This is a genomic window from Cupriavidus pauculus (genome assembly GCF_022179805.1).
GTDB lineage: Bacteria > Pseudomonadota > Gammaproteobacteria > Burkholderiales > Burkholderiaceae > Cupriavidus > Cupriavidus pauculus_E.
In genome coordinates, this window is sequence record NZ_BPUO01000009.1 from 111,429 (window position 1) to 134,434 (window position 23,006).

16 protein-coding genes and 1 pseudogene are annotated in these 23,006 nt (G+C 62.2%); 7 read left to right on the forward strand and 10 right to left on the reverse strand.

Features of this window, described 5'->3' with window-relative positions:
* Positions 1-2 precede the first annotated feature (2 nt).
* The 6 genes from MFF62_RS19825 to atzF form a co-directional block, all read right to left on the reverse strand.
* Positions 3-275 (reverse strand): hypothetical protein, encoded by a 273-nt coding sequence (locus MFF62_RS19825; RefSeq protein WP_238264841.1) that lies wholly within the window; start codon positions 273-275, stop codon positions 3-5.
* Positions 276-2,064: 1,789 nt separating this feature from the next.
* A complete protein-coding gene (locus MFF62_RS19830) occupies positions 2,065-2,838 on the reverse strand; it encodes a GntR family transcriptional regulator (protein WP_238264842.1) in 774 nt (257 codons plus the stop codon).
* A gap of 91 nt (positions 2,839-2,929) precedes the next feature.
* Positions 2,930-3,751: an ABC transporter ATP-binding protein gene (locus tag MFF62_RS19835; protein WP_238264843.1), complete on the reverse strand. Its 822-nt coding sequence runs from the start codon at positions 3,749-3,751 to the stop codon at positions 2,930-2,932.
* 2 nt (positions 3,752-3,753) lie between these two features.
* Positions 3,754-4,584, reverse strand: coding sequence for an ABC transporter permease (locus MFF62_RS19840; protein ID WP_238264844.1), 831 nt, complete (start codon positions 4,582-4,584; stop codon positions 3,754-3,756).
* 5 nt (positions 4,585-4,589) lie between these two features.
* Positions 4,590-5,624, reverse strand: a complete 1,035-nt coding sequence (locus MFF62_RS19845) for an ABC transporter substrate-binding protein (RefSeq protein WP_238264845.1) — start codon at positions 5,622-5,624, stop codon at positions 4,590-4,592.
* Between the two features lie 78 nt (positions 5,625-5,702).
* Positions 5,703-7,430, reverse strand: a complete 1,728-nt coding sequence (gene atzF / locus MFF62_RS19850; protein WP_238264846.1) for an allophanate hydrolase — start codon at positions 7,428-7,430, stop codon at positions 5,703-5,705.
* Between the two features lie 464 nt (positions 7,431-7,894).
* On the opposite strand from atzF, the gene MFF62_RS30930 reads away from it, so the two are divergent.
* Positions 7,895-8,131 (forward strand): IclR family transcriptional regulator domain-containing protein, encoded by a 237-nt coding sequence (locus tag MFF62_RS30930; protein ID WP_404990799.1) that lies wholly within the window; start codon positions 7,895-7,897, stop codon positions 8,129-8,131.
* 1,053 nt (positions 8,132-9,184) lie between these two features.
* Here the strand turns inward: MFF62_RS30930 and MFF62_RS30800 are convergent.
* The gene (locus MFF62_RS30800; RefSeq protein WP_283205359.1) at positions 9,185-9,319 is read right to left on the reverse strand and encodes a hypothetical protein; all 135 of its coding nucleotides are present in this window, start codon (positions 9,317-9,319) and stop codon (positions 9,185-9,187) included.
* Positions 9,320-9,704: 385 nt separating this feature from the next.
* Here MFF62_RS30800 and MFF62_RS19855 point away from each other — a divergent pair, with 385 nt between their 5' ends.
* On the forward strand, positions 9,705-11,201 hold the full coding sequence (locus MFF62_RS19855; RefSeq protein WP_238264847.1) for a beta-propeller fold lactonase family protein: 1,497 nt from the start codon (positions 9,705-9,707) through the stop codon (positions 11,199-11,201).
* A 120-nt stretch (positions 11,202-11,321) separates the two neighbouring features.
* Here MFF62_RS19855 and MFF62_RS19860 read toward each other — a convergent pair whose 3' ends face one another.
* The gene (locus MFF62_RS19860; protein ID WP_238264848.1) at positions 11,322-11,486 is read right to left on the reverse strand and encodes a hypothetical protein; all 165 of its coding nucleotides are present in this window, start codon (positions 11,484-11,486) and stop codon (positions 11,322-11,324) included.
* 313 nt (positions 11,487-11,799) lie between these two features.
* On the opposite strand from MFF62_RS19860, the gene MFF62_RS19865 reads away from it, so the two are divergent.
* On the forward strand, positions 11,800-12,204 hold the full coding sequence (locus MFF62_RS19865) for an ATP-binding protein (protein ID WP_238264849.1): 405 nt from the start codon (positions 11,800-11,802) through the stop codon (positions 12,202-12,204).
* A gap of 224 nt (positions 12,205-12,428) precedes the next feature.
* Positions 12,429-13,595 carry a GGDEF domain-containing protein gene (locus MFF62_RS19870; RefSeq protein WP_238264850.1) on the forward strand — a complete coding sequence of 389 codons (1,167 nt, stop codon included), beginning with the start codon at positions 12,429-12,431 and terminating at the stop codon, positions 13,593-13,595.
* Positions 13,596-14,188: 593 nt separating this feature from the next.
* Here MFF62_RS19870 and MFF62_RS19875 read toward each other — a convergent pair.
* Positions 14,189-19,102 (reverse strand): putative Ig domain-containing protein, encoded by a 4,914-nt coding sequence (locus MFF62_RS19875; RefSeq protein WP_238264851.1) that lies wholly within the window; start codon positions 19,100-19,102, stop codon positions 14,189-14,191.
* A gap of 336 nt (positions 19,103-19,438) precedes the next feature.
* Between MFF62_RS19875 and MFF62_RS19880 the strand changes: the two are divergent.
* The 3 genes and pseudogenes from MFF62_RS19880 to MFF62_RS19890 form a co-directional block, all read left to right on the forward strand.
* Positions 19,439-19,546 (forward strand): annotated as a pseudogene (locus MFF62_RS19880) (phage tail protein); the annotation flags it as partial.
* 49 nt (positions 19,547-19,595) lie between these two features.
* On the forward strand, positions 19,596-19,811 hold the full coding sequence (locus MFF62_RS19885) for a hypothetical protein (RefSeq protein ID WP_238264852.1): 216 nt from the start codon (positions 19,596-19,598) through the stop codon (positions 19,809-19,811).
* A gap of 314 nt (positions 19,812-20,125) precedes the next feature.
* Positions 20,126-20,920 carry a bestrophin-like domain gene (locus MFF62_RS19890; protein WP_238264853.1) on the forward strand — a complete coding sequence of 265 codons (795 nt, stop codon included), beginning with the start codon at positions 20,126-20,128 and terminating at the stop codon, positions 20,918-20,920.
* Positions 20,921-21,575: 655 nt separating this feature from the next.
* Here the strand turns inward: MFF62_RS19890 and MFF62_RS19895 are convergent.
* Positions 21,576-22,985, reverse strand: a complete 1,410-nt coding sequence (locus MFF62_RS19895; protein WP_238264854.1) for a DUF2252 domain-containing protein — start codon at positions 22,983-22,985, stop codon at positions 21,576-21,578.
* Between the last annotated feature and the right edge of the window lie 21 nt (positions 22,986-23,006).

Genomic DNA, 23,006 nt, shown 5'->3' on the forward strand with positions numbered 1-23,006 from the left:
AATTACCGGGCCAGCGCTTCCCGTTCGGAGTTGCGTGGCGGCGTTACAGCACTGATATCGGGCACATCCACGACACAGAATCCATGGACCGTGATGTCGTAAAGGATGGCCGGAGGCGACAGGCCAAGCATCGGTGTATCCACCTTCAGTTCGGCGTCGGCGGATGACTCAATGGTGCCGAGCCAGTGGAGTGCATAAAGGGGGACTTCCGTAATGAGTGTGCCAGCGCGGACGAAGAGCGCGCGGGGCCCATGGCGGTGGATGGTGATGAACATGGCGACCTCAGCACAGGAAACGTTAAACAGCTTTGCTGGCGAAACTCGTCAAGGCAGTAGGAAATATACGACCGGATTCTGGCTTTTTCCAGTGGGCGCTCACCTCCCACCCCCTCCCCCCCCCCCCGGTTTCCATCGTGGCGTGATGCAAATTCAGACTGACCATGTCCTCCTTGCCGCGTGGCGGCAGTGGGGCGGGTTCTGTCACCAGGGTATCGACGGGCATGAGGCGAAGGAAGGAGCGGGCGAACTCTGGGCCCTGGCAGGTAGTCAGTCGTCTCAAGTTTCGCGCGGCAGTACCACCACGCGGCGCTTGTCCTCGCCAGGCTTGTGGATGCGCTGCATCAGCGGGTGGGGGGGCGTTTAGGGTCGGCGATGAGAGTCGGCATCGTGAACGACACGGCACCATCCGGCCACGTGCGCAAGAGCCCCGCGACGGCGACCGGCTCGACGCCCGAGGCCGGAAACCTCCGCGGTGCGCGCGGCTTCCCTCATTGGTGGAAGGATCGAAAAAATTCCCACTATGCGTGGGACGCATGGTGGGAGGGAGCGGGGTCACGCCTTGTCAGCGAGAGGCGTATTGTGGATTATTAGACGCTTAATTGTCGTCCCTACGCACGCGGGGTCAAGTTATCTTCGTAAGCGTTTTCCGAATTTTCTCAAGCACGTGTCCGTGCCTAGCCGCCGCGACCTCCCAGGTGCGTGAGTAGTAGCGCTTCCGAATACTGCCGCTAATCGTGGTGCAAAACATCGGCGGTAGGTCATCCCTCAAGCTTGCCCAGCCCGAGAAATATGTCCAAACCTCAAGCGAGTACTCCGGCAGGTTGTCCTTGATTTGCCAGCCCTTTCCCTCGCAGGTCGTCCAGGTTGCGTGTTCGGTGTAGTCGTAGCACCGCACTGGTTGTCCGGCATCGTCCAGAGTGTAGTAGCGGTCGCAGTTCAGACCGATCGGATGGTGTCGCAGGCCTTCGGGCGGTTCCGGCAATCGGATGAGTGGAGAGAGGCGGGGCATGGCTTCGTGACACTGTATATAAATACAGTATAGTTACGATGGCGGAAAATGGAGCTTGTCGATCGAGCGGAGCCCAAATTGCGTCGTGATGAGACGTCGCTTGTGGTGTGCCTTGGTCGGAAACGGTGGCAATGGCACGCGATGCGCGGCAAATGTACGATCTGCTGATTACGCCGGCCTGTGAGAATGGTCGCTAGACTCTGGTGATGATCTGGGAGTCGGCTTGGCTGGCTGGTGGCGGGAGCATCAATCCGGGCGCGGTCGACCAACCGCCATACAAGCACTCTATGAGGATCCTGGCTCCGTCAGGTCGGTGCCCGTGAACGAGATCGAAGAAGAGATCCGGAGCATCAGTCCGGAGGAGTGACGTGCCGGACCGCGGCCAGGTCATTGCCGATTTTCAATGCACCGCGAGCCAGCAATGGCGCATCGGCCCAGCTTATGGGTCGTGCAGCTGGCGCTGCGCTGATCCAATTCGGCAATTTGGGAATGCCAACAATCCCCGGCGTCGGATCTGGACTGGCTAGTGAGGAACTGCTGCACTGACGGCACAATGCGCCAACAACTAAAGCCGCCGAGTGGCGGCTTTTGTATTATTGGGGGCACTGATAGCTGGCCGCGCAAGTGGCCGGAGTACGACCGATAGCCTATAGGGGGCGGCGTGACAAGCTTGTTTCGTGCGGGCTCGCTGAACGCTCGAATGCAATCCTTCTGACCGCGCCGGCGTTCGGTGGGGTGCGCGACCAGTTCTGACGCTGCGCGCCAGGCGATCCGGGCTCAGTCCTGGCCGCCTACGGCCTCCTGCGCCTGGCGGGCCTGGTTGCGCGCCAGGTAGACCTCGTGGAGGGTGATTTTGCGCACCTCGAGCTGGCTGGCGCCGATATGCGCGCGCAGCATGCGGCAGGCCTCGTCGCCGCGCTTGGCGAGAATGGCTTGGAGGATCTTGCCGTGCTCGTCGTAAGTGGCGGCAATGCGTGCGGGCTTGGTGAAATCGAGCCGGCGGATGATGCGGATGCGCTCGCTGACCTCGCGGTGCACGTGCGCCATCTCCGCATTGCCGGCCGCGCTGACCAATGTGCAATGAAACGCTTCATCCAGCGCGCCCACCTGCGCCATGTCCTGCAGCCGGTCTTCCGGCGCCACCAGCCAGATCGCGGCCAGCGCGTCTAGGCTGGCGCGGTCGGTATCAGGGCTGCCTGCGCAAATGCGCGCCACGGCCTCGGTCTCCAGCACCATGCGCAGATCGTACAACTCCTCGAACTTGCGGAAGTCGAACGGCAGCACGCGCCAGCCGCTGCGGAACAGCACCTCGACAATGCCTTCCTGCTTCATCCGGAACAGTGCCTGCCGCACCGGCGTGCGCGACACGCCGAGCCGTTCGCAGACTTCGTTCTCGGTGAAGTGGTCGCCGGGCACCAGCCGGAATTCGGCGATGTCGGCCTTGAGCATGGCATAGACGCTCTCCGCGCGAGAGCGGGGTGGCCCGCCGAATTCGGTGGTATTGGGCGCGGCCGGTGCGTCGGGGTGGAGGTCAGCTGAGGAGGGCGTCATGTGCGGGTTCGCTGAGGCGTGCTGCTGTGCCAATGGTGGCACAGACGGCGTCCGGCGGCTATGGGATGCCGGCCGGACGCCGGCCACGGGCTTAGCGACGGACTTCACGCTGGAAAATTTCAAGGCTCTGCTTCTTGGTAGCGACGAAGCTGGCTTGCGACAGCGTGTCCACGGTGCGTGGCCGCGCGTCGTCGTACCTGAGGATCTCGGCTACGCGCGTGGGCCGCTTGGTCAGCAGCAGGATCTCGTCGGCCAGGTAGACGGCCTCCTCGAGATCGTGCGACACCAGCAGCATGGTGGTGTGCGTCTGCATGAATACTTCCTGCAGTTTTTCGCGGATGAACAGCGTCATCTCGAAATCGAGCGCCGAGAACGGCTCGTCGAGGAACAGCACCTCGGGTCCCGGCGCCAGCGCGCGCATGATCGACGCGGTCTGCTGCTGCCCGCCCGACAGTTCGTATGGATAGCGGTTAAGGTCGAACTTTACGTCGAACGACGCCACTAGCTCGGCCATGCGCCGGTCCACCTCGGCCTTGCTACGGCCTTCGAGCAGCAGCGGATAGGCGATGTTGTCGATCGTACGCATCCAAGGGAACAGTGCCTCGCGGTAGTTCTGGAACACATAGCCAATCTTGGTGTCCTTGAGCGCCTTGCCGTCGAACAAAATCTCGCCACGGTCGACGGGAATCAGTCCGGCGATCATGTTGATCAGCGTGCTTTTTCCGCAGCCGTTGGGGCCGAAGACCGACACGATCTTGTTCTTGGGGATGTCGAGGTCAAAGTTCTCGTACAGCGGCCAGCCCGCGAAGTACTTGGTCAGGCCGCGAATGGTGATGTGGGTGCCCGCCGGGCCCGGGCGGAACGGCGGCACCGGCACTTCGACGTGGACGGGGGCGTTGATGACGGTGCTCATGATTACCTTCCACTCCAGTGAACAATGCGGCGTTCCAGCATCAGGAACACGATGTTGAGGACATAGCCGAGCGCGCCGGCGGACAGGATGGCCGCATACATGGTGCGCACGTTCAGCACCTGCTGCGCGTCGATGATGGCGTGGCCCAGGCCGTTCTCGGAACCGATGAACATCTCGGCCACGATCACGATGACCAGCGCCATCGACACTGCCGAACGCAGGCCGACGAAGGTCGGCTGCAGGCTTTCCCAAATCAGCACGTCCTTGAAGATGCGCCAGCGCGAGGCGCCCATCACCTTGGCCGCCATCACACGCTGCTTGCGCGCGTTGATGACGCCGTAGGCGCTGTTGAACACCACGATCAGCAGCGCGCCAAACGCCGCAATGGCGACCTTATTGAAGTCGGATACGCCGAAGATCAGAAGGAACAACGGGATCAGCGCCGACGACGGTGTGGAGCGGAAGAAGTCGATCAGGAATTCCACGCTGCGGTATGCGCGCTCGTTGCTGCCGAGCAGCACGCCCAGCGGCACGCCGACTACGGCGGCGAACGCGAATGCCTGCAGCGTGCGGCCCACGGTAACCAGGAAGTCGGTCAGCAGCGCGCCGCCGGCCAGCCCCGCGACCAGCGCCCCTAGTGTGTCGGCCGGACTGGGCAGCAAGATGGCTTTGATTAGCCCGAAACGCACCACCAGGTCCCAGATGACGAACAGGACTAGCGGGCCGATCACGGGCAGGAAGCGTTCGGCGCGGGGCTTGAGGCGCGCGGCGTCGGCGGAGGCCGGCGGCGCCCAGGGCGCCGCGGCCGAGGTCTTGGTGGCGATTTCGCTCATGATTCTCAGCCCTTGTAGATCAGCGATGCGACGTCGACCTTCTTCGAGTAAATGCCTTTCTCGGTGAACAGGTCGTAGAACTTTTGAAAGTAGGCAATATCGGTAGACTTGAACTGGTCGTAGAACAGGTAATCGGCCATCGGCACCTCGGCGGTCAGCGCGCCTTCGATGGCGGTGTAGCCGGTCAGGTATTTGCGCGCCTCGGTTGGGTTCTTTTGCACCAGTTCCACGCCGCGCCGGTACGCCACCATGTAGCGCTTGGCCACGTCCGGGTTCTTCTTGATGAATTCGCTGGTGAGGCTGGCGGCGCCGCCGTGCCACGGGGCCATGGGATCGCCCAGCACGTACTTGGCGATGACGCCGACTTCCAGCGCGCGCGTGGTGCCGTTGATGCGACCCACGGTGCCGGTCGGTTCCAGCGTGTAGACGCCGTCGATCTGGCCGGCAGCGAGCGCAGCCACGTGCTGGCCAATCGGCAGTTCGATCACGGTCATCTTGCCGGCACCCGCGCGTTCCAGCACTGTCTTGGCCAGCAACACGTTCTGCACGCCCGGGCCGCAGGCCACGCGTTTGCCCTTGAGGTCGGCGATGGTCTTGATGGGGCTGTCCTTGGCCACCAGGAACTCGTCGAGCACGAATTTGGCGTTGGTCGGATTGGTGCAAAAGATCTTGAACAGGCCCGGCTGTGCGATTTCGCCGATGGCGAGCACGCCCGATGCCGTGCCGTTGGCGCTACCGTCGGAGCGGCCTGCCAGCATGGCTTCCATCACCTGTTGTGCACTCGCGAACTTCTGCGCTTCCACGTCCAGCCCAGCTTCCTTGAAATAGCCTTTCTCCACGGCCGCATAGAACGGCAGGCCCGAGGCCACCGGCCAGAAGCCGACACGGATCTTGGGGCCGCTGCCCTGGGCGCGGACGATGGCGGGCGCGGCAAGCACGGACAGGCCGGCGGCGCCGGCCTTGAGGATCTGGCGGCGCGTGGCGGAGGCGGGCGCAGCAGTGGCGTGGTGGACGGCGGCGAATTGCGGGTGCTTGGGCATGACGGTACCTGGTTTGAGAGAGTGTGTGAGGGACGAAAGAGTTGTCGGCAATGCGCGGCGGCGCGGGGGTTCGTGCGACTAGGCGGCGGCAAGCGACTGCACGTAGGCACGCCAGCCACCGTGCGCTGTCACGTCGGTGGCGCCGGCCAGCGCGTGGCCTTCGCAGACGAAGCCGTGCTCCCAGCTACCATCGGCCAGTTCCACGCTGCCCAGCGCGAGCGGCTGCGGCACCAGCGCAAGGAAGCTGCCGACGGCGTGCAGCGGCACCTGCCAGACCTCAACGGCGATGGCGACGCCGTCGCTGCCAGCGGCCACACGTTCCAGGCCTGGCTTGGGCGGCGTGGTGCCAGGCAGCGCGTGGAGGCGATAGCGCGGCGCGGTCGTGGTGGCGAGCGCCAGGCGTGCGCCGCGTTCGGTGAGCTGCGTGTTAAGCGGCATTCCGGACAGATGCGCGCCTACCACTACCAGTGGCAGGTGCGTGGCCGCCGACGGCGCCAGCGCGGCCACTGGTACCGGCGCGGGCAGCGGCTCGCCGGTGACGCCCTGGGCGAGGCCGGTGGCGTGGTGGAAGCGCTGGCCCAGGTCGGCCAATTGCCAGTCGCTGCCCGCGCGGCCGATCAGCGTGATGCCGAAAGGCAGGCCGTCGGGGCGGATGCTGGCCGGCATCGACAAGGCCGCGTAGTCGAGCAGGTTGACGAAATTAGTGTACTGGCCGAGTTCGCGGTTCCGCGCCACGGGTTCGGCGAGCATGTCGTCAAGCGTGCAATGTGTGGGGGCGGTCGGCACGCAGAGCACGTCGATCTGTTCCCACATGGCGCCGGCCTGTTGCGCAAGCGCCTGCAGCCGGTGTTGGGCCGTGTAGAGGTCGGCGGCGTCGTAGCCCGTACCGGCACGCAGGATAGAGCGCACGGGTTCGATCACGGCGTCTTCCTGTTTGTCGAAGAACGCGCGCACCGCTTCGTAGCGCTCGGCTACCAGCGCGCTCTCATACAGCAGCGAGGCGGTTTCAGCGAGAGGGGCATAGTCGATCGGCACCGCGCGGCCACCTTGGGCTTCGAGATCGGCCACGGCGTCGGCGAACGCCTGCGCGGCGAGCGTGTCGCCGAAGAATTCGGGTTGGGCTGGCACGCCGAAGCGGAACGTGGCGGGCAACGGCTCGGTCACCATGCGCAGCCGGCGCGAGTACGGGTCCTGCGGGTCGAAGCCGGCCGCGTTTTCCAGCACCTTGACCGCGGTGGCGACCGTGCGCGCGAGAATGGACACGCAGTCCACGCTCTGCGCGGCGGGCAGCACGCCGAACGCCGAGATCAGTCCCTTGCTCGGCTTGAGCCCCACGATGTTGTTCAGGCCGGCCGGCACCCGTCCCGAGCCGGCGGTATCGGTGCCGAGGGCGAAATCGACTTCGCCGGTGGCGACGGCATAGGCCGAGCCGGAGCTTGACCCGCCGCTCACGTAGCGCGCGTCGAAGGCATTTGGCACGGCGCCGTACGGCGACCGGCTGCCGTTCAGCCCGCAGGCGAACTGGTCAAGATTGGTCTTGCCCTGCAGCGCGGCGCCGGCCTGGAGCAGGCGCGTGATGACGGTGGCGTGGCGCGTGGGCGTGTAGGCGAATTCGGCACAGGCCGCCGTGGTCGGCACGCCGGCCACATCGATGTTGTCCTTGGCGGCAAACGTCAGGCCGGCGAGCGGGCCCCGTCCCTGCGTGCCTGGCGCCCGCAGCGGCGCGGCGAAACGGGTGATCCAAGCATTGGCGGGATCGGCAGTGTGCGCGTCCGTCGCGGAGGCGGCATGAGGCTTGGTCATCATGGGGTTTTGGCTTTGGGTCCTAGAGAAAATCCCTTCTTGGATCCAAGATGAGCAAGCGCTGTGCCAGCAGATGGCAGTGGCTCCGAAAACTGCTGAAATCCATTGTCGGGTCTGCGTTGGCGGCCGGTGGACGGGTTATGGCTAGAGAATGCCCCGGGCGAGGGGCACGGGCGAGCGGCGCCCCAATTCCGGGGTGGTGGGCGCGATAACGGTGCAGGACTCGTGGCGCCGGCGCCTCAGAACCGGGAACAGTGGGGCAGGCGGCGCCCGACCCAAAAAGCGGAGCCCATGACGATCGCGACCAACGTTGCGTGACGACGCCTCGACTCGAATTTGGCATCCCTCTGCCGAGACGCCGTAATTCCCGTTGCTGCTGGTTGGGATCCCCGCCCCGTGACGCAGCCTGAGCATATTCTGGCTCGCCTGCTCGCCTGCTCGCCTGCTCGCCTGCTCGCCTGCTCGCCATTCGCGAGCGCGGATACGCGCTTACCGAGGAGGAATACCTGCTCGGTGACTATTCTGTTGCGGCTGCAGTGGTCGATCGCAGCGGCGTCGCGCATGCGGCTGTAAACATTCCCGTGGCCAAGCCGCGTTGGCAAGGTGCGGACGATGAGCGGCGCTTTGCTGACCTGGTCATTGCCGCCTCAGCAGCAATATCGGGACAGCAAACGCCGCTGGTGGCGTTACGCCAGGAGGGGTGATCCAGGGTCTGTCGTGACGTGGTTCTTGCCTCTCGTTCTATGGCGACAAGCTGATCCGGTAGCGCTTTCGGGCCAAGAAGCGGCCATTGACATCATGTTCTTCCGATGCCCCTTTGTGACCGGACCCGGTCGGCGGCCCACATTGACAGGCTGACGCGGCTCGGTGGGCGGCTCGCGACCCATGTCGGCCGAGCGTCTGCATCAACGGTGACGCCAGCTCCCAAGTCTGAAGCAGTCATCCGGATGATGGTGCATGTTAGTCGCTATGCCGCAGCAGCCTGAGGTCTTGGACGTCAAGACGAGCAGTCAGCGCGTCCAACGCTCCCATTTCCTCGCGTTCGGTACTCACGGCACTCTCTTGAATACGAGATTTAGGCCGCGAACTCCTGGCCGTATTGCACGTGGCCTCCGCTATCCAACCTAGTTATGGGGCGAACATTTCAATACGTTTCGTTTAAATGTCCCGAATTGACAAGCAATCGTCCCCGGATGTCAAACAAGCATTTTCGTCTTCACTGATAATAGCTTGCTTGTGCAGATATTTTGCCGCGCGATGGAGTGCCGACCACCTCGGTGGTTTACTTTCTATGGCGCTTTCTGTTCGGCAACGCGAAATCCTAAAACTGATGTCGAACGGATATCGGATGCTAGTTGTCCGCTCGCCACTAACAACCCGCGCGGTTCATATTGCTTTGGTTTCCCAACGGGGACGCGAAGGACATCGCATTCCACTATGGCGTGTCCAAAAGATGTTAGATATTGGGGCCCTTCGCGCGGACACCGGTTCATTGGAGACGGCGAACGAACTTCGGATAGCTACCGCAGGCTGAAGGTGTGGGAGTGAATCCTCCTTGAAGCAGCCCACACGAACGCCAAATGGTGGATGGCCGTGGCGACGGCCGACGCGACCAGCAACAGCATGAAAAGAACCACCGGATGTCGGATTGTGGCCGGCCTCGGCAGACCGTTTGGCCGTGGTTGTGCACGGCAGTCTCTGGTCGACCCCTTGCAGCCGTCCACCGGCACTTGTTCCGATGCCTCCTACCGAACCCTTTAGCGGTCATGGTGGGTGTCCGGTGTCCAGCGTCGATCACCCAGCCCGGCTATGCCGAGATCGAGAACGGCAAGAGCAAGATGCGCAAGGCAACGCGCGAGAAGGTCGCCGCAGCGCTGCGTCGCATTGCTCATGGGAAAACTCCACATCGTGCAGACGGACGCAGCCCCACAACGGGATCTGTCACCGGTCGGGGTAGGAAATAGGAAGATAGCCCTTCCCAGAATATTGCTGCGTTCAGTCGGACTAGGTGGCAGCGCACCAGGTAGATTCAGGGGCGATTATTGCCCGGAATTCGCGGCGGGGACACGGCGCCCAGACTGCGACCCAACGTAGCCGCGCAAGCATCCCGACCATGCTAATCAGTGAAATGACTGGCAGTAGCGTTGCAACTTACCAACATCACCCCCCCTCTGAAGCGGGGTTTAGAAAGTGGCTTGCTTGCAATGACGAGTGAATCTTTCCATGGGGAAACAGCCGCGTGGCGCTTCATGATCGTGAAACGCCGATATCGATGATTTGCACCAGAAAAAAGGGATTACCAATAATTGTGGTTTGGAGCATAACCGCTACACTTTCGCAGCTTTACTCGACATAGCGAAGACCACCAAACCAAAAATGAGACAACTCACCCCTGCTTTCAAGCGCGTTGCGTCTATCGTTCCTGCGCTTGTTTTGGCCGCATGCTTTGGAGGCGGCGATGGCGACAGCACCGTGTCGCAGCTACCCACACAGCAACCGCCTCAACAACCCGGGCAGCCCAACCCATCCGCTCCGGTTAAGTATGCCGTTGGTGGCAACGTGACCGGACTGGCCGCTAACAAGCAGGTCACACTGAAGAACAACAACAGCGATCCGATGACGGTGAGTGCGGATGGCGCATTCGTGTTTCCGACCCGGGTCGAACAAGGCACGTCGTTCGAGGCAACCGTTTCCGGACAGCCTGCTGGGCAGACTTGCGCGGTAAGCGGCGGGTCGGGCGTGGTGACCGCGGACGTGACGACAATCACAGTCACGTGTTCGGTCAATCAAGTCGCATACATCGTGAATCAAGGCTCCAATACGGTGTCGCAGTTCACGATCGGTGCGGACGGCAAACTGAATCCGATGAGCACCGCGAGCGTACCAACGGGCGCCAGCCCCGCCAGCCTGATGATTTCCCCATCCGGTAAGTTCGCGTACGTGTTGAACTCCGGTGCGGCGACCGCCACGGTTTTCCCGATCCTTGCTGATGGGGCGCTAGATGCGGCGAACGCGATCACCGCAGCGACCGGCGGGATTGGGCCGCAGGCGATGGATTTCTCGCCGGATGGCGCTTATGCGTACGTCGGGCACCTAGATGGGGCGCTCACCACGATCAGCCTGTTGACTGACGGGACGTTCACGCCAACGAAAACCTTTGCGGGCTTCGGTTCGGCGGTATCAAAGGTCATCGTACAGCCCTCAGGCGACGCTCTCCTGATGGGGTTCGGTGGGTGCGTGGCCACGATGACAGTCCAGTCCGACAAGTCGATTGCGTCTTCAGGATATGGACTCTGTACTGCGGGTAGCGTAAGCCAAGTCGCGGTGTCCCCTGATCGCCGATCATTCTTGACGTCATATATTGGCGGTACGTATGTCAGCGTTGGGGCTTTCAATGACCCAGCTACGGATCCAGATTACTTGATCGGCTCTTGGGCCACTGCGTCTGGCGGCTTTTCGGACATAGCTTTTTCGGCGTCAGGCTCCGTAGTCTATGGTGTTTCGCCCAACCTCAGCCAAGTTGTTTATGGCGCGTTCCAGGGGGCTGGAAGGACCTTGACGACCTACCCCGCAGCTCCGGCAAGCACGGGCGCAGGCGCATCGTCGATTACGCTCGACATGGAGAAGAAGTTTGCCTACGTGATTAACTATTCCGCCCAAAGCGTATCGCGCTACCGCGTCGCGGCCGACGAGATGCTGACGCCGATCTCGGTGGATGCGCTCGCAGGTGCGGCGCCAGTCCGCGTGGTTACGTCGTACGTGCCGCTCCACTAGGGTGCCGCCCTGGGCGAGCGATATACGCCTCACCAGGATGGTAAAGCCCGCCGCTGTGAACAACGCCCGCCTCGCGCGGGCGTTTTCTTTACCGACCAGGATGATCTATGCAGGGCAGGTTCACGCTCGACAGAGGTCTGCCGCCGCCTGGATGGACTTGAGCAGCGCCGCTTTATTGCGTGAGCGCACGTAGCCGGTGGCCGCGTCGTTGCGAACGACAAGTTCCTTTCCCGCCCAGACAAACGGATCGAGCCAACCGTAGTGCTGCTTGGCAAGCGCGAGCATGCCGCGCACGGTCGTGCCTGCGCCGCCTCCCAGTCATGGCAGTCCCGCGCATCGGGCACGACTTCGATGTCGCCTGGCGTCCCAGATCGATGCGGACCACCGAGGGTAGTCTGTGAGCTCACCGAGATAGACGTCTTTCACGATCGTTCCCTCCTTCGCCACGCTATAGTCGGCCGTCACGCCGTCACGCCGTCACGCCGTCACGCCGTCACGCCGTCACGCCGTCACGCACACGACCGATATCGGCAGGGGATGGCCAGTCTCAGACACCTACGGTCAGCGGACTAGAACACATAGTTTGCGAAAGCCCCGTATGTCATCTGCGTCTTCCTTTCCACGACCGGGCTGTTCTCAACGCCGCCTGGCAACTTGGCCGCGACAATGCACGCCGGAAGCGATAACGCTGGTCATCAGTGATCGCGGCCCCGGCATCCCCACCGATGTGCTGGATAAGGTATTCAATCGCGTGGAGCCATCGCGAAACCGCTCCACCGGCGGTATGGGGCTAGGCCTCACATCCGCGCTCGCCGTCATTCGTGCCCATGCGGGCGATATTGTCCTCGGCAATCGGGAGGGCGGAGGCCTGGCGGTATGCGTGACGCTTCCGGTATTGCCCAAGACGCACCGAATCCATCAGGGTTTCGGTATGGGGCACGCTGCCATCCTTGTCTCGCTTCAGACAACGGACGAGGTCTGGGGAGGCGGGGCTGCCTCTTGATGCATTTCAATGAAACTAAAGTCTGTAGTAAATTTAATGCATATTAGGTATTTGTAGTGTTGTATGGTGGGCAATACATTGAGTGTTTTCGCCTGGCCTTCCCGCTTAGTACAAGTTTCTTTTCCCGACAATTGCGCCGGCATAGATGTGTACCAGTGTTCTGTGGAGGCTACCGCCGCCTCCGTTCCGACCTACCCATCCGGCCTCCAGTCTCATCGACAAGCATGCCGCAGCGCTCCCCCTACAAGCTTGACCACGTCACGCTACACCCCCTAACCCTCGCGTTTTCGGATATGGCTCTGGAACAGGCGCTGTCTCAGGCCTCGGCTCAGCGCACGCGCTACCAGGGAACAACAGCGATGCTGGTGGGGATATTCGTCTATGTACTGGCTGCAATCCTGGATCACAAATTGGTGCCACCAGCGCATGCCGCAGATGTTTGGCTCATCCGTCTTACCGCCCTGTGCATGCCGGTTTTCGTTCTGGCCCTAACCTTTACCCGCCACTTCAAGTCGTTATGCCACCCTCTGCTGGCGGCGGTTGGTCTTGCGGCCGGGATGGGCGTGATAGGCATCCAATGCCTCTTGCCCATCGAAAATTCTGCCTATTACTACCCCATGATGGTGTTGGCGACTTTCTACACTTACAACTTCGTGGGAACCCGCTTTGTCTACGCTCTCGGCGTCGATTCGGTGATGTTTGTCACGTACAACGCGCTGTTCGGCGTGATGATGGAGTATCCGCCAGACATTCTAATCAGCCACGATTTCTTCATTGTCTCCGCCAATTTGATTGGCGGATCGGCGGGCTACATCTCCGAGCGTCAACGTAGGATGCTTTTCCTGCGTGAGCAAGAGCTCGAAGAGGCCAACGCCATGCTGTGCGACATGAGTGAGCGCGATGCGCTGACAGGCATACCGAATCGACGCAAATTCGACATCGTTTGGTCCGCCAAACTGCAGCGTGCTGCACGGCAGCCTCTTCCTCTGGGAGTCTTGTTGATCGACATCGACCATTTCAAAGGATACAACGACTACTATGGTCATCAATGCGGCGACAACTGCCTCAAACAAGTGGCACAGGCGCTGCAAGCAACGGTTCTACGTACCAACGACCTGGTTGCGCGTATTGGCGGGGAAGAGTTCGTAGCAGTGCTGCCAGGCCTGGATGGCTCGGATGCAGCACTGCTCGCGGAGAAAATGCGACAGGCCGTCGAGGCTAGGAAAATTCCCCACGCCGAGAACAGCGCGGCGCCGGTTGTGACTATCAGTATTGGCGTGGCCGCCGGCATTCCAGAGAGTCCCGCGCAGTTGAGCGTATTACTGAAGGTCGCTGACGCCATGCTTTATCAGGCAAAGCAATCAGGCCGCAATCGGGTAATGGTCGCATGAGAGTACGCCGCCTGACGGAACCACTGGGCATGTAGTCGCGGTGGACTTCCATTGCCCATCCGGCAGGTTTCAAACTGAACAAGCCTTTCGAATGCCGACTCTTCTATTCTGGCGACCGACCGATTATGGCCAGCCTCGGCCGGCCGGTTCGCCGTCGTCATGGTCAGCAGTCTCTGAACGACCCTTCGGCGACTTGCTATCCAGCCAGTCAGAGTGGCAGTTGATTGATCGGTAGCGGACGATTGATTCTGGATAATTTGTGCAAAAGAAAAAGCCCTCGCGCCGGGTAGGCGAGGGCTGAAAGTGGTAGCGGGCGAGTTGCACACACACCCGTTCTGGAATGATCGACTTATGGCCTGCGATGGCGCATCATCAATTTTGATGATGTTGCGCCCAGTAGACACGCAGCGGCGAAGGAGTTGCGGCAGCCGGTCTCCGGGAACGACAGGCCGCATATCGACCCATCTCGGCCATCCATATGTTCCGACGGCAATGGCCGCATCCAGGTCTAAAGCGGGTCATCCGAAGATGCCGTTACGCCAGCGATGACCCGACTTCCCGCCGCCATCCGAAGATGGCGGCGGGAACGTGGGTCAGAACGGTGCGGTGAACGTCAGCCGCACGCCTTGCTGCAGGCCGGTCATGCCGAACAGCACGTTGTAGTCGAGGCCGAAGGTCAGGGTTTTCGTGCGCAGCTTCGCACCCAGGCCTACCTGGATGCGATCGCGGCCGAACGGCGTGCCGTACACCGTGTACGCGGGACCGGCGCTCGCCAGGTCCGCATAGGCGAGATTGGCGGCGCTCTGTCCTTCGAAGTCATGCTGATATTCGACGCGCGCGAACGGCAGGAACATCCCGTAGCGCGTCTCCTTCGCGAACTCGGCACGCATCCCGAATGCTCCGGAGACCGTGGTCACCGTCTGGCCGAAGTACGTCAGCGCGCCGAGTCCAGCGCCCGATTCCGAGAACGGATCGAGCTTGCTCTCCGCGACGAGCATGCGCGCATACGGCGAGAACAGCCACCGGTCGCCGCGATGCTCATAGCCCGCCGACAGCGAGGCGAACAGCTGATGGCCGTCACGCTGGCCGTTCGCGAAAGCGGCTTCTTCCGTGACCCAGCGGCGCGAGTCGAAGCGCAGCAGGCCCGCGCCGGCCACGCCATCGATGAAGTAGGACGGCGTGGGACGATAGCTGCCGTACAGCGCGATGCTGTACGCATCGGCACTGCTATGGGTACCCGACGAGCCGATATCGGTGCCATCGCGCCCGTAGCCGAAGCCCGCGCCGACCGTCACCTGGTCAGACACGCGGTAGTCGGCGCCTACCGTTACACCGCCCGTGGTGAAGCGAAAGCCCGAGCGTTGCGTGCCCACATTGGCAAAGCCGAAGTCCACGCTGCCCGCGGTCCAGAACGCCAGGCGGGCATCGCTGCTATCGTTCCCACCGGCGCCCGCTGCGTCCGCGCCGGGCAGGTCCGGCGCGCCGGCCATGGCGGTACCGAAGCCATCGGGAGAACCGGGCAGGGCGGCCAGTAGCGTGCCGGCGGCAAGCTTGCCGAGCACGCCTTCCGGCGCGCTATTGCGGCCGGATGCATTGGCGGTCTCAGTGCTGCCAGCGCCGATCACCGCCGCATCGCCTGTACCCGTGACGGCCTTGTTGGCGGCGAGCCCGTTCGTGCCGAATCCACTGCCGCTGCGCTGGTTGTTCCGGGTGGACTGTGTGACCACGCCACGCTGGCACATGTCGCGCGCGGACAGGCTCTGGATGTCCTGGCACTGCTGCGGACTACCCGCGGCCGCAGGCATCACGACCGTCAGGTTGTTCGTGAACGCGGCGCGGCCGTTCGCGTGCAGGCGCTCCAGACGTTGGTTGTAGTTCGAGATCTGCGCCGTGGCGAACCGCCGTGCTGCCTGGATCTGCGCGTTGATCAGGCCCGAGACGTCCGGGTCCGTCGAGGGATCGCGACGCGGGGCCACCGAGATCTGCAGCGCGGCCGGCGCTGACGTCGCCGAGGCATTGCTGATCGTATAGGTTATGACCGCCGTGCCCGCGAACGCCGCTGCAGGAGCAAAAGTCACGGTGTAGGTCTGGCCCGCCAGCAGTTGATTGGCCGAACCCTGCGCGGACGCCGACGCAGTCTGCTTCGGTGCCGCGGCCGCGAGCACCGCCGAACCCGCGTTGGACGGCGAGACCGAGAGAATCGCCGCACCCGTGAACGGGCCGCCGGTAGCCCCTTCGGTAATGTCGACGACCACCTCCTTGCCCGCCGCCGTGACGGCCTGCTTCTGCGCGATCGGAATCGGGACCGACGTCACCGTGATGCTCACCTGCACCGGTGCCGAGGCGCCCGCCGCATTCTGCAGTGCGTACGCGAACGTCACCACGCCCGCGCTCGTCGCGGCCGGCGTGAAAATGATGTTGAGCCCCTCGACGCGCGCTGTGCCCGTTGCGGGGGGCGATACGATCGATACACCCGTGAATGGACCATTGGTCGCATTGGCGGTGGCATTGATCGTGATCGGCGCGTTCGAGCCGGTCGTCGCCGCCACCGGCGGCGCGGTGGGCACGGTCTGCGTCGTATTCAAGCTGAACGCGCGCGTGGCCTGGAACGGCGCGCCCGTTCCGGTGCTGCTGTCCATCACGGCAATCGTGAACGCGCTGGCCCCGATCGCCGTCGGGGTGCCGCTGAGCACGCCGGTACTTGGATTGAGCGTCAGACCGGCGGGCAGCGTACCCGCCGAGACCGAGTACGTGTACGGCGCAAGGCCGCCATTTGCGGTCATCGTCTGGTTATAGGCGATACCCACCGCCGGATCGGGCAGGGTGGCTGGATGCAGCGTGATGGTCGGCGCACCGATTGTGAGCGTATAGCCCTGGGTGCCGTTGTACGGCCCCGCGCTGCTGTCGGTCGCGCGAATCGTGAAGTTGAACGTCCCGGCCGCCGTGGTGCTTCCGGACAACACACCTGCCGGGCTCAGCACCAGGCCGGTGGGCAGGCTTCCCGCACTGACCGAGAACGTGTATGGCCCGATGCCGCCGCTGGCCGTGACGGCTTGCGTGTACGGCGCGCCAATCGTCGGGGCGGGCAACGTGGGCGGCGTCAGCGTAATGGCCGGTGCCGCGACGGTGAACGTATAGGCTTGTGTGCCGACGGCCGGACCGCTGCCCGTCGTGCTGTCAGCCGCCCGAACGGTGAAATTGAAAGTGCCTGCCACCGTCGGCGTACCGGAGATCACGCCCAACGGGCTCAGCACGATTCCGGTCGGCAGCGCGCCGATCGAGATGAAGTACGTGTACGGGCCGACGCCGCCGGACGCCGTGACGGTCTGGTTGTAGGCGATGCCCAGGACCGGCGCCGTCAGCGAGCCTGGCGCGACGACCACGCCGCCGGCCACAACGGTCAGCGTGTAGTTACGCGTGACCGGGAACGGACCGGCACCTGTGGTGGAATCGGTCGCGGTGATCGAGATCGGGAACGAACCGGTCGCGGTCGGCGTGCCAGACAGCACGCCGGTAGTGGTCCACGTCATACCTGCCGGGAGTGCACCGGTCATCGAATACGTGTAAGGCGCGGTGCCGCCGGACGTCGTGAAGGTCTGGTTGAAGGCCGTGCCTGCCACCGCGCTGCCAATCGTCGCTGGCAGCAGCGTCAAGGCCGGCGGGATCACTGTCAGTACATATCCCTGCGAGCCCGAGAATCCATGACTGTCGGTGGCCTGGATCGTCGAGTTGAAGGTGCCCGCCGCCGTCGGCGTACCGGAAACGACGCCGCTCGTGGGGTTGAGCGTCATGCCCGGCGGCAGGGAGCCCGCCGTTACCGCAAATGTGTAAGGCGCTGTGCCGCCGCTCGCGCTGATGGTCTGGGTGTAGCCTACGCCAACCTGCGGATTCGTCAGCGACGCGGGAGCGACGGTCACCGTGGGTGCGGCCACCGTCAGCGTATAAGTGCTGATCACCGAGAACGTGCCACCGCTGGTGCTGTCGGTCGCCCTTACGTTGAACGACACCGCGCCCGCCGAAGTCGGTGTACCGGATAACGCGCCGGTCGCAGTATTGAAGCTGAGGCCGGCCGGCATGGTGCCGCCAGTGACGGTCAGCGCGTAGGTGTACGGCGAAGTACCTCCCGCGGCCGTGAAAGCCTGGGTGTAAGCGACACCGACGGAGCCTGTCAGCGCGCCCGGAGCCGGCGACATCGACAACGTTGGCGTAGCGACATTGAGCGTCAACATGCCGCTCGTCGCCCAGAACGGGCCGGTGCCGGTGCTGGCGTCGGTTGCGCGCACTTGGAACGGGAAGTTGCCAACTCCGCTCGGTGTGCCTGTGATCGACCCATTGGTATTCAACGTCAGCCCCGGCGGCAGCGCGCCGAAGGACACCGTATAGGTATAGGGGCTAGCTCCGCCGCTCGCGCCTGCAACGCTGGCGCTGTACGCACCGCCAGCCGTGGCCAGCGCCGGACTGGCGGGCGCATAGGTGACCGTCGCCGAGCCTACGGTGATTGACACCGTTGCCGGACTGGACACACCGGCGCTGTTCTGTGCGTTGTAGAGAAAGCTGTCCGGGCCGGCGTAGCCGATATTCGGCGTGTAGGTGACGTTCGTGCCCGTGATGAACACCGTGCCGTGACTCGCCGCGCCGATGAGATTGATCTGCGTAGGTGCACCGCCCGACAAGGCGAGCGTGATGGCATTCCCACTGCTGCCATAGGCGACGTTGGCGGACGACGGTGCCGCGATCGGCGGATTGGGCGCTACGTACGTGAACTTGGCACTCGCGCTGATGGGGCTCGTGCCGTTCGACGTGGTGACCCGCACGTCGGCGGTGCCGGGTGTGCCGGATGGGGTGACTGCCGTGATGGTGGTTGCGCTGACGACCGTGATGGCGGTTGCGCTGATGCCGCCGACGGTCACAGCATTGGCACCGGTGAAGTTGGTACCGGTAATCGTGATCGACGTGCCGCCTGCGGTAGTCCCGCTGTTGGGCGAGACAGCTGTCACCGTGGGCTGGCTCGCGCCAGCGGGCACGATGAAGTTCACGATACCGTTGGCGACCCAGGGGCCGCCGGCTGTGTTCTGTGTGTAAAACGTGCCGGTGTCGGTACCGGTGAAGCCGAGGGGCGGATAGTAAATAAAACCCGACTGCTGGATGCCCGGGTTCGAACTGCCCGGAATCGCGCCGCTAAAGACGTACAAACGGCCGCCCTGACTGGTTGGCAAGTACGTGTCCTCGCTGCCGGAGTTGGCAAAGCCGCCGACACCGTCCGCAATGCCCCAGTAGCTGCCGTAGCCGAGCCCATTGTCACAGGTGGCGTTATCGGTCGCGTTGAACTCGTAGATTGTCTTGGTGGGGGACGCCTGCGCGCTGACATTGATCGTGCAGGGCTTGGCAAAGGCCTGCGGTGCGACGAGCGCCAGCAGGAAGGCAAGAAGGGCACGCATCAGCAGCGTGCCGATCATGAAACGCCGGACGGCAAACGTCCGGTCCGCTAGTGTGACTGGCGTAATCAACCCAATTCTCCCGTCAACCCGCTCGCAGGCAGGTTTGAAGAAATTACTTCTTTGATATTTTTGAAATGTCTGCGCGATGGCAGCGGCGGAATTGTTTCTGTCCGCTTACAAGTCGGAAACATAAACGAAAACTTCAGGCGCGGCACGCAGAACGGCCGCATTACCTACCAAAGCATGGGAAGGAAAAGAGAAACGTAGGATTTGCCCCACAAAAATTTGTCGAAAAGGGCAAAAACAACACGCGGACTGGCGCGCTGTGGAAAAACACCTGTATGTGCGCGCAAGATCGGGGCGCCCGTCCTTTTTTGTCGGAAGCAACCACCAAGGAGGTCGACTGTGGATCCGTATCTCGGAGAAATCAGGCTCTGCTCTTTTGCGTTTGCACCACGAGGCTGGGCGCTATGCAATGGGGCGCCTCTGTCCATCAGCCAGAATCAGACACTGTTCAGAGTAGTGGTTGATTGGCTTCGCCAAAACCAGGCGACCCGTCACGATGTCGACCTTTATCGCCATGCGGGCGTTCAGCGACGAGAGTTACGTCGGCGCTGCCAAGATTGGCATGCTGATCGGCTCATTTGCTGCCGGGGTGCTTGGATTGGCGTGGGGCTTCATCCTTGCGCGGTCAAAAGTTAGGGGCTTACTCGTGGGTCGCTCCGGCGGACTCATCCCCGACATCTTCCATGTGTATTACAAACTTTGCCTTCAATAATTTCAAGCTTGATGGCCGGACTCCGTCCGTGGGTTGCAGGGTGGGAGACAAACTGCCGACCCATTTCCGTCAGTCAGCTACATGGATGCCAGTGGCCGAAAGCTGATCTGGCGCCTTTGTTCGAAGACCGTTGAGCTGCAGGTTACGTTGGGGCCGATACCGTGCACCAAAGGCTGCATCGTCTGGCAAGCTATAAATGGACTTTCGCCCAATGGACATGGCGTCTTTAGGTGCGCTGAAATTGGGGGTAGCTTCCATCTCGGAGAAGCCTGCATATACACTGAGAAGCCGTGTTCACTACTGGGAAGGCAGATATGGGATCGCTTCTATATGGTTCCGGGATATTCGGCGCCATTGCCTTGGCCGTCGGACTGTTCTTCAGCATCTTGGTTGCCATGGAGGTGGGCCGTTTGGTGTGGCAATGGCAAGTCAATGCTGGCCGGGAACCGGAGAGTAATGGGGTGGGTGCGGTCACAAGCGCCATTTATGCGCTGCTCGGTCTGCTTATCGCCTTCACGTTTTCGGGAGCGGCGAGCCGATTCGAGGGGAGGCGGACTCTGATCGTCCAGGAAGCTAACGACATTGGGACCGCGTACTTGCGCCTCGATCTGCTGCCCACACACGCTCGTGAAGAGCTTCGAGATACGTTTCGGCGATATTTGGATGCTCGACTCCAGGCGTATCGGGCCGTTCCCGATCGCGAGCGGGTTGCGCAAGCTCTCGCGGGCGCTAGTGAGCAGCGTGATCGCCTGTGGGAACGATCAGTCGAAGAGTCCGCCCGTGCCTCGACCACGGCGCCAACTATGCTGCTGCTGCCGGCACTCAATGCTGCATTCGATACGGCATCGACCCGGCTCGCGTCTACGATGGAACATCCACCTGGCGTGATCTACGCACTACTGCTCGCGCTGAGTTGGGTTGGGGCGCTCGTTGCCGGGTACGGAATGGCGAGACGGGGGCCACGCAACTGGCTCCATGCGTTGCTATTCGCGGTCACGCTGGCTGCGGCCCTCTATGTCATCGTCGATCTCGACTTTCCACGTCTAGGCCTGATCCGAGTCGACGAATTCGACCAGGTACTGCAAGAAGTTCGCGACAGCATGAAATGATGGACATTGCCGGGCACGTGCGGGCAGCTCCTAAACCTATTACTTCTCGAACTATTGGATGGCGTTGGCTCTTCAACGGCGTTGTAGGCGTGTCATCACGGCCTAGTCGCCTCTACGATCAGTAGTTCTGGTAGGCAGATTGGTCTCGGCCATTCAGTGTGCAAGCCGAATCGTCCTTTCTTGCCGGGCCTTGGAAGACCGGCTGGCCGCCGATATGCTCGGCAGTCTCACGACGACCCATCGCGAACGCGTACCCTTCACTGATCCGACTACCGGTACCTGACAAAAGGCGGTCGTCCGCAAGCTTCTCGTGCCGCTTCGCCTTCGAACAGAATGGATTTACCCCGCGCTTCCTCTATAACTAGTCCTCGGAGACGTGAAACCATACTCGGGCCGGCTTCAAGGGTCTTCCGTCGACCGAATTTCTCGGCTGGCTGACTGGCTTACCGGGATAAGTTGCCGCTGTATATGCAAGCGCCGCCGTCGCGTCCTCGAACGGGCAAGGCTCCCCGCTAGAACCATCGCTGTTGATCGGGGTCACAAACCACCGCCCGTTCAATCTCGTGATGACCAAGCGCGTAACCAGTGTCATAAGTGGAGGCCGCCGGCTACTTCGTCAGAACGCCCAAAGCGCCGCTCTTGCGCCAGGTCGGATTCACACCCGAAAATCCTGCGCAAACTCTTCATCGCCACGGGCCTCTAGTCTGCCTGTTCGGCACGCAGTCATGAACAGGCCGTAGTCGACCTCGTTTTGTTTAGCGTAGGCAAAGGCATACTCGACCAGCGCATCAGCAAGACGCTCGCCGCTGCCGATGTACGATGAAATCTCAATGGCCTTTCCACCCGCTTTCGCGTGGGCGCGGGCTAGCGCCCAGCCACACATGCGCGCATAACCTTTGAGGACGGTATTGCTCATGCGCTCCACTTCTGCCGACACCTTCATATCCCGCAACTGCCGGAAATAGAAGTGACGATTGGCGGGGCCCGTCGTCCACCCTAGAAACGAATCGCTCGCCGCCTGAAGCAGGCGCTGGCCAGCTACGACGCGCTCTCCCTGATGTGAGGGGCCGGCTGCGGGAAAATAGGTGGCAATGACGGAGGACCGCGCCTCTTTGACTTGCAGAAAAAGGGGATTGTCGTGGCAGTCGATGAACAGCATGACAAGGCAGAACGTACCCACACTGCCAACGCCGACCACCTTGAATGCGATGTCGTGAAGCTCATACTGTGAAATCAGCGCACGCCGGTCAAACGGTAGTGTTTGCACGTAGGCGTCAAAGGCTTTTGCGAGCTTCCCTTTCCATGCATCGGTGTCGGCCCATTTTTCGCTACCAAGCAAGGTGTTTGGGCCGCCAGGGTGGAACAGTGCCGGAGGCGCGTCTTGAATGGTCCAGCGGCCATCCTGCAAGGTCGCCATCTTGGCTAAAACGCTTTCGTTGGTCCGACTCGTCGCCTTTTTGCTCGTCTTTGCAATCAATTCGCGGCCTTCGTCGCTCACCGCACGGTCCATCATTCGGTCGAAGGTAATGACTTCGTGCCAGAGATCCAGTGAACTGGATTCCGAGTATTCGCACATTCTGTCGCTGTACTCCTGCACCGCAGTCGACACGCATTCGGCGATCGCTCCGCGGCCAACGCCCATATGATCGCCAGCGATGGCGAAACTTGCCACGAGGCGCTTCAGGTCCCATTCCCAGGGGCCAGGAGCGACTTCGTCGAAGTCGTTCAGATCGAAGACGAGTTGTCGTTCCGGGGTCGCAAAGCCGCCAAAGTTCGATAAATGTGCGTCCCCACAAATGGGAAGGATGATGCCGGTGTTGACGGTACCCGCGAGGTCGTGTGCCTGCAATACCGCACTGCCTCGAAAGAATGTGAAAGGCGAAACGGACATCCGGCCGTATCGGAGCGGTACCAGCGCCTCAACCCGCCCAGCGCTGTTAGCTTTCAGTAGTTCGATCGGATCACGCTTGGTGTCGCCGATATTTGCGTGCTGAGAGCGTCTGACGTGTTGTCTTGCCTGGCGCCCGAAGTCCTGCCGCGCGGAGGCATTCTGTGAACCGGTCATTTGGGTACCTCTCGTATTTGC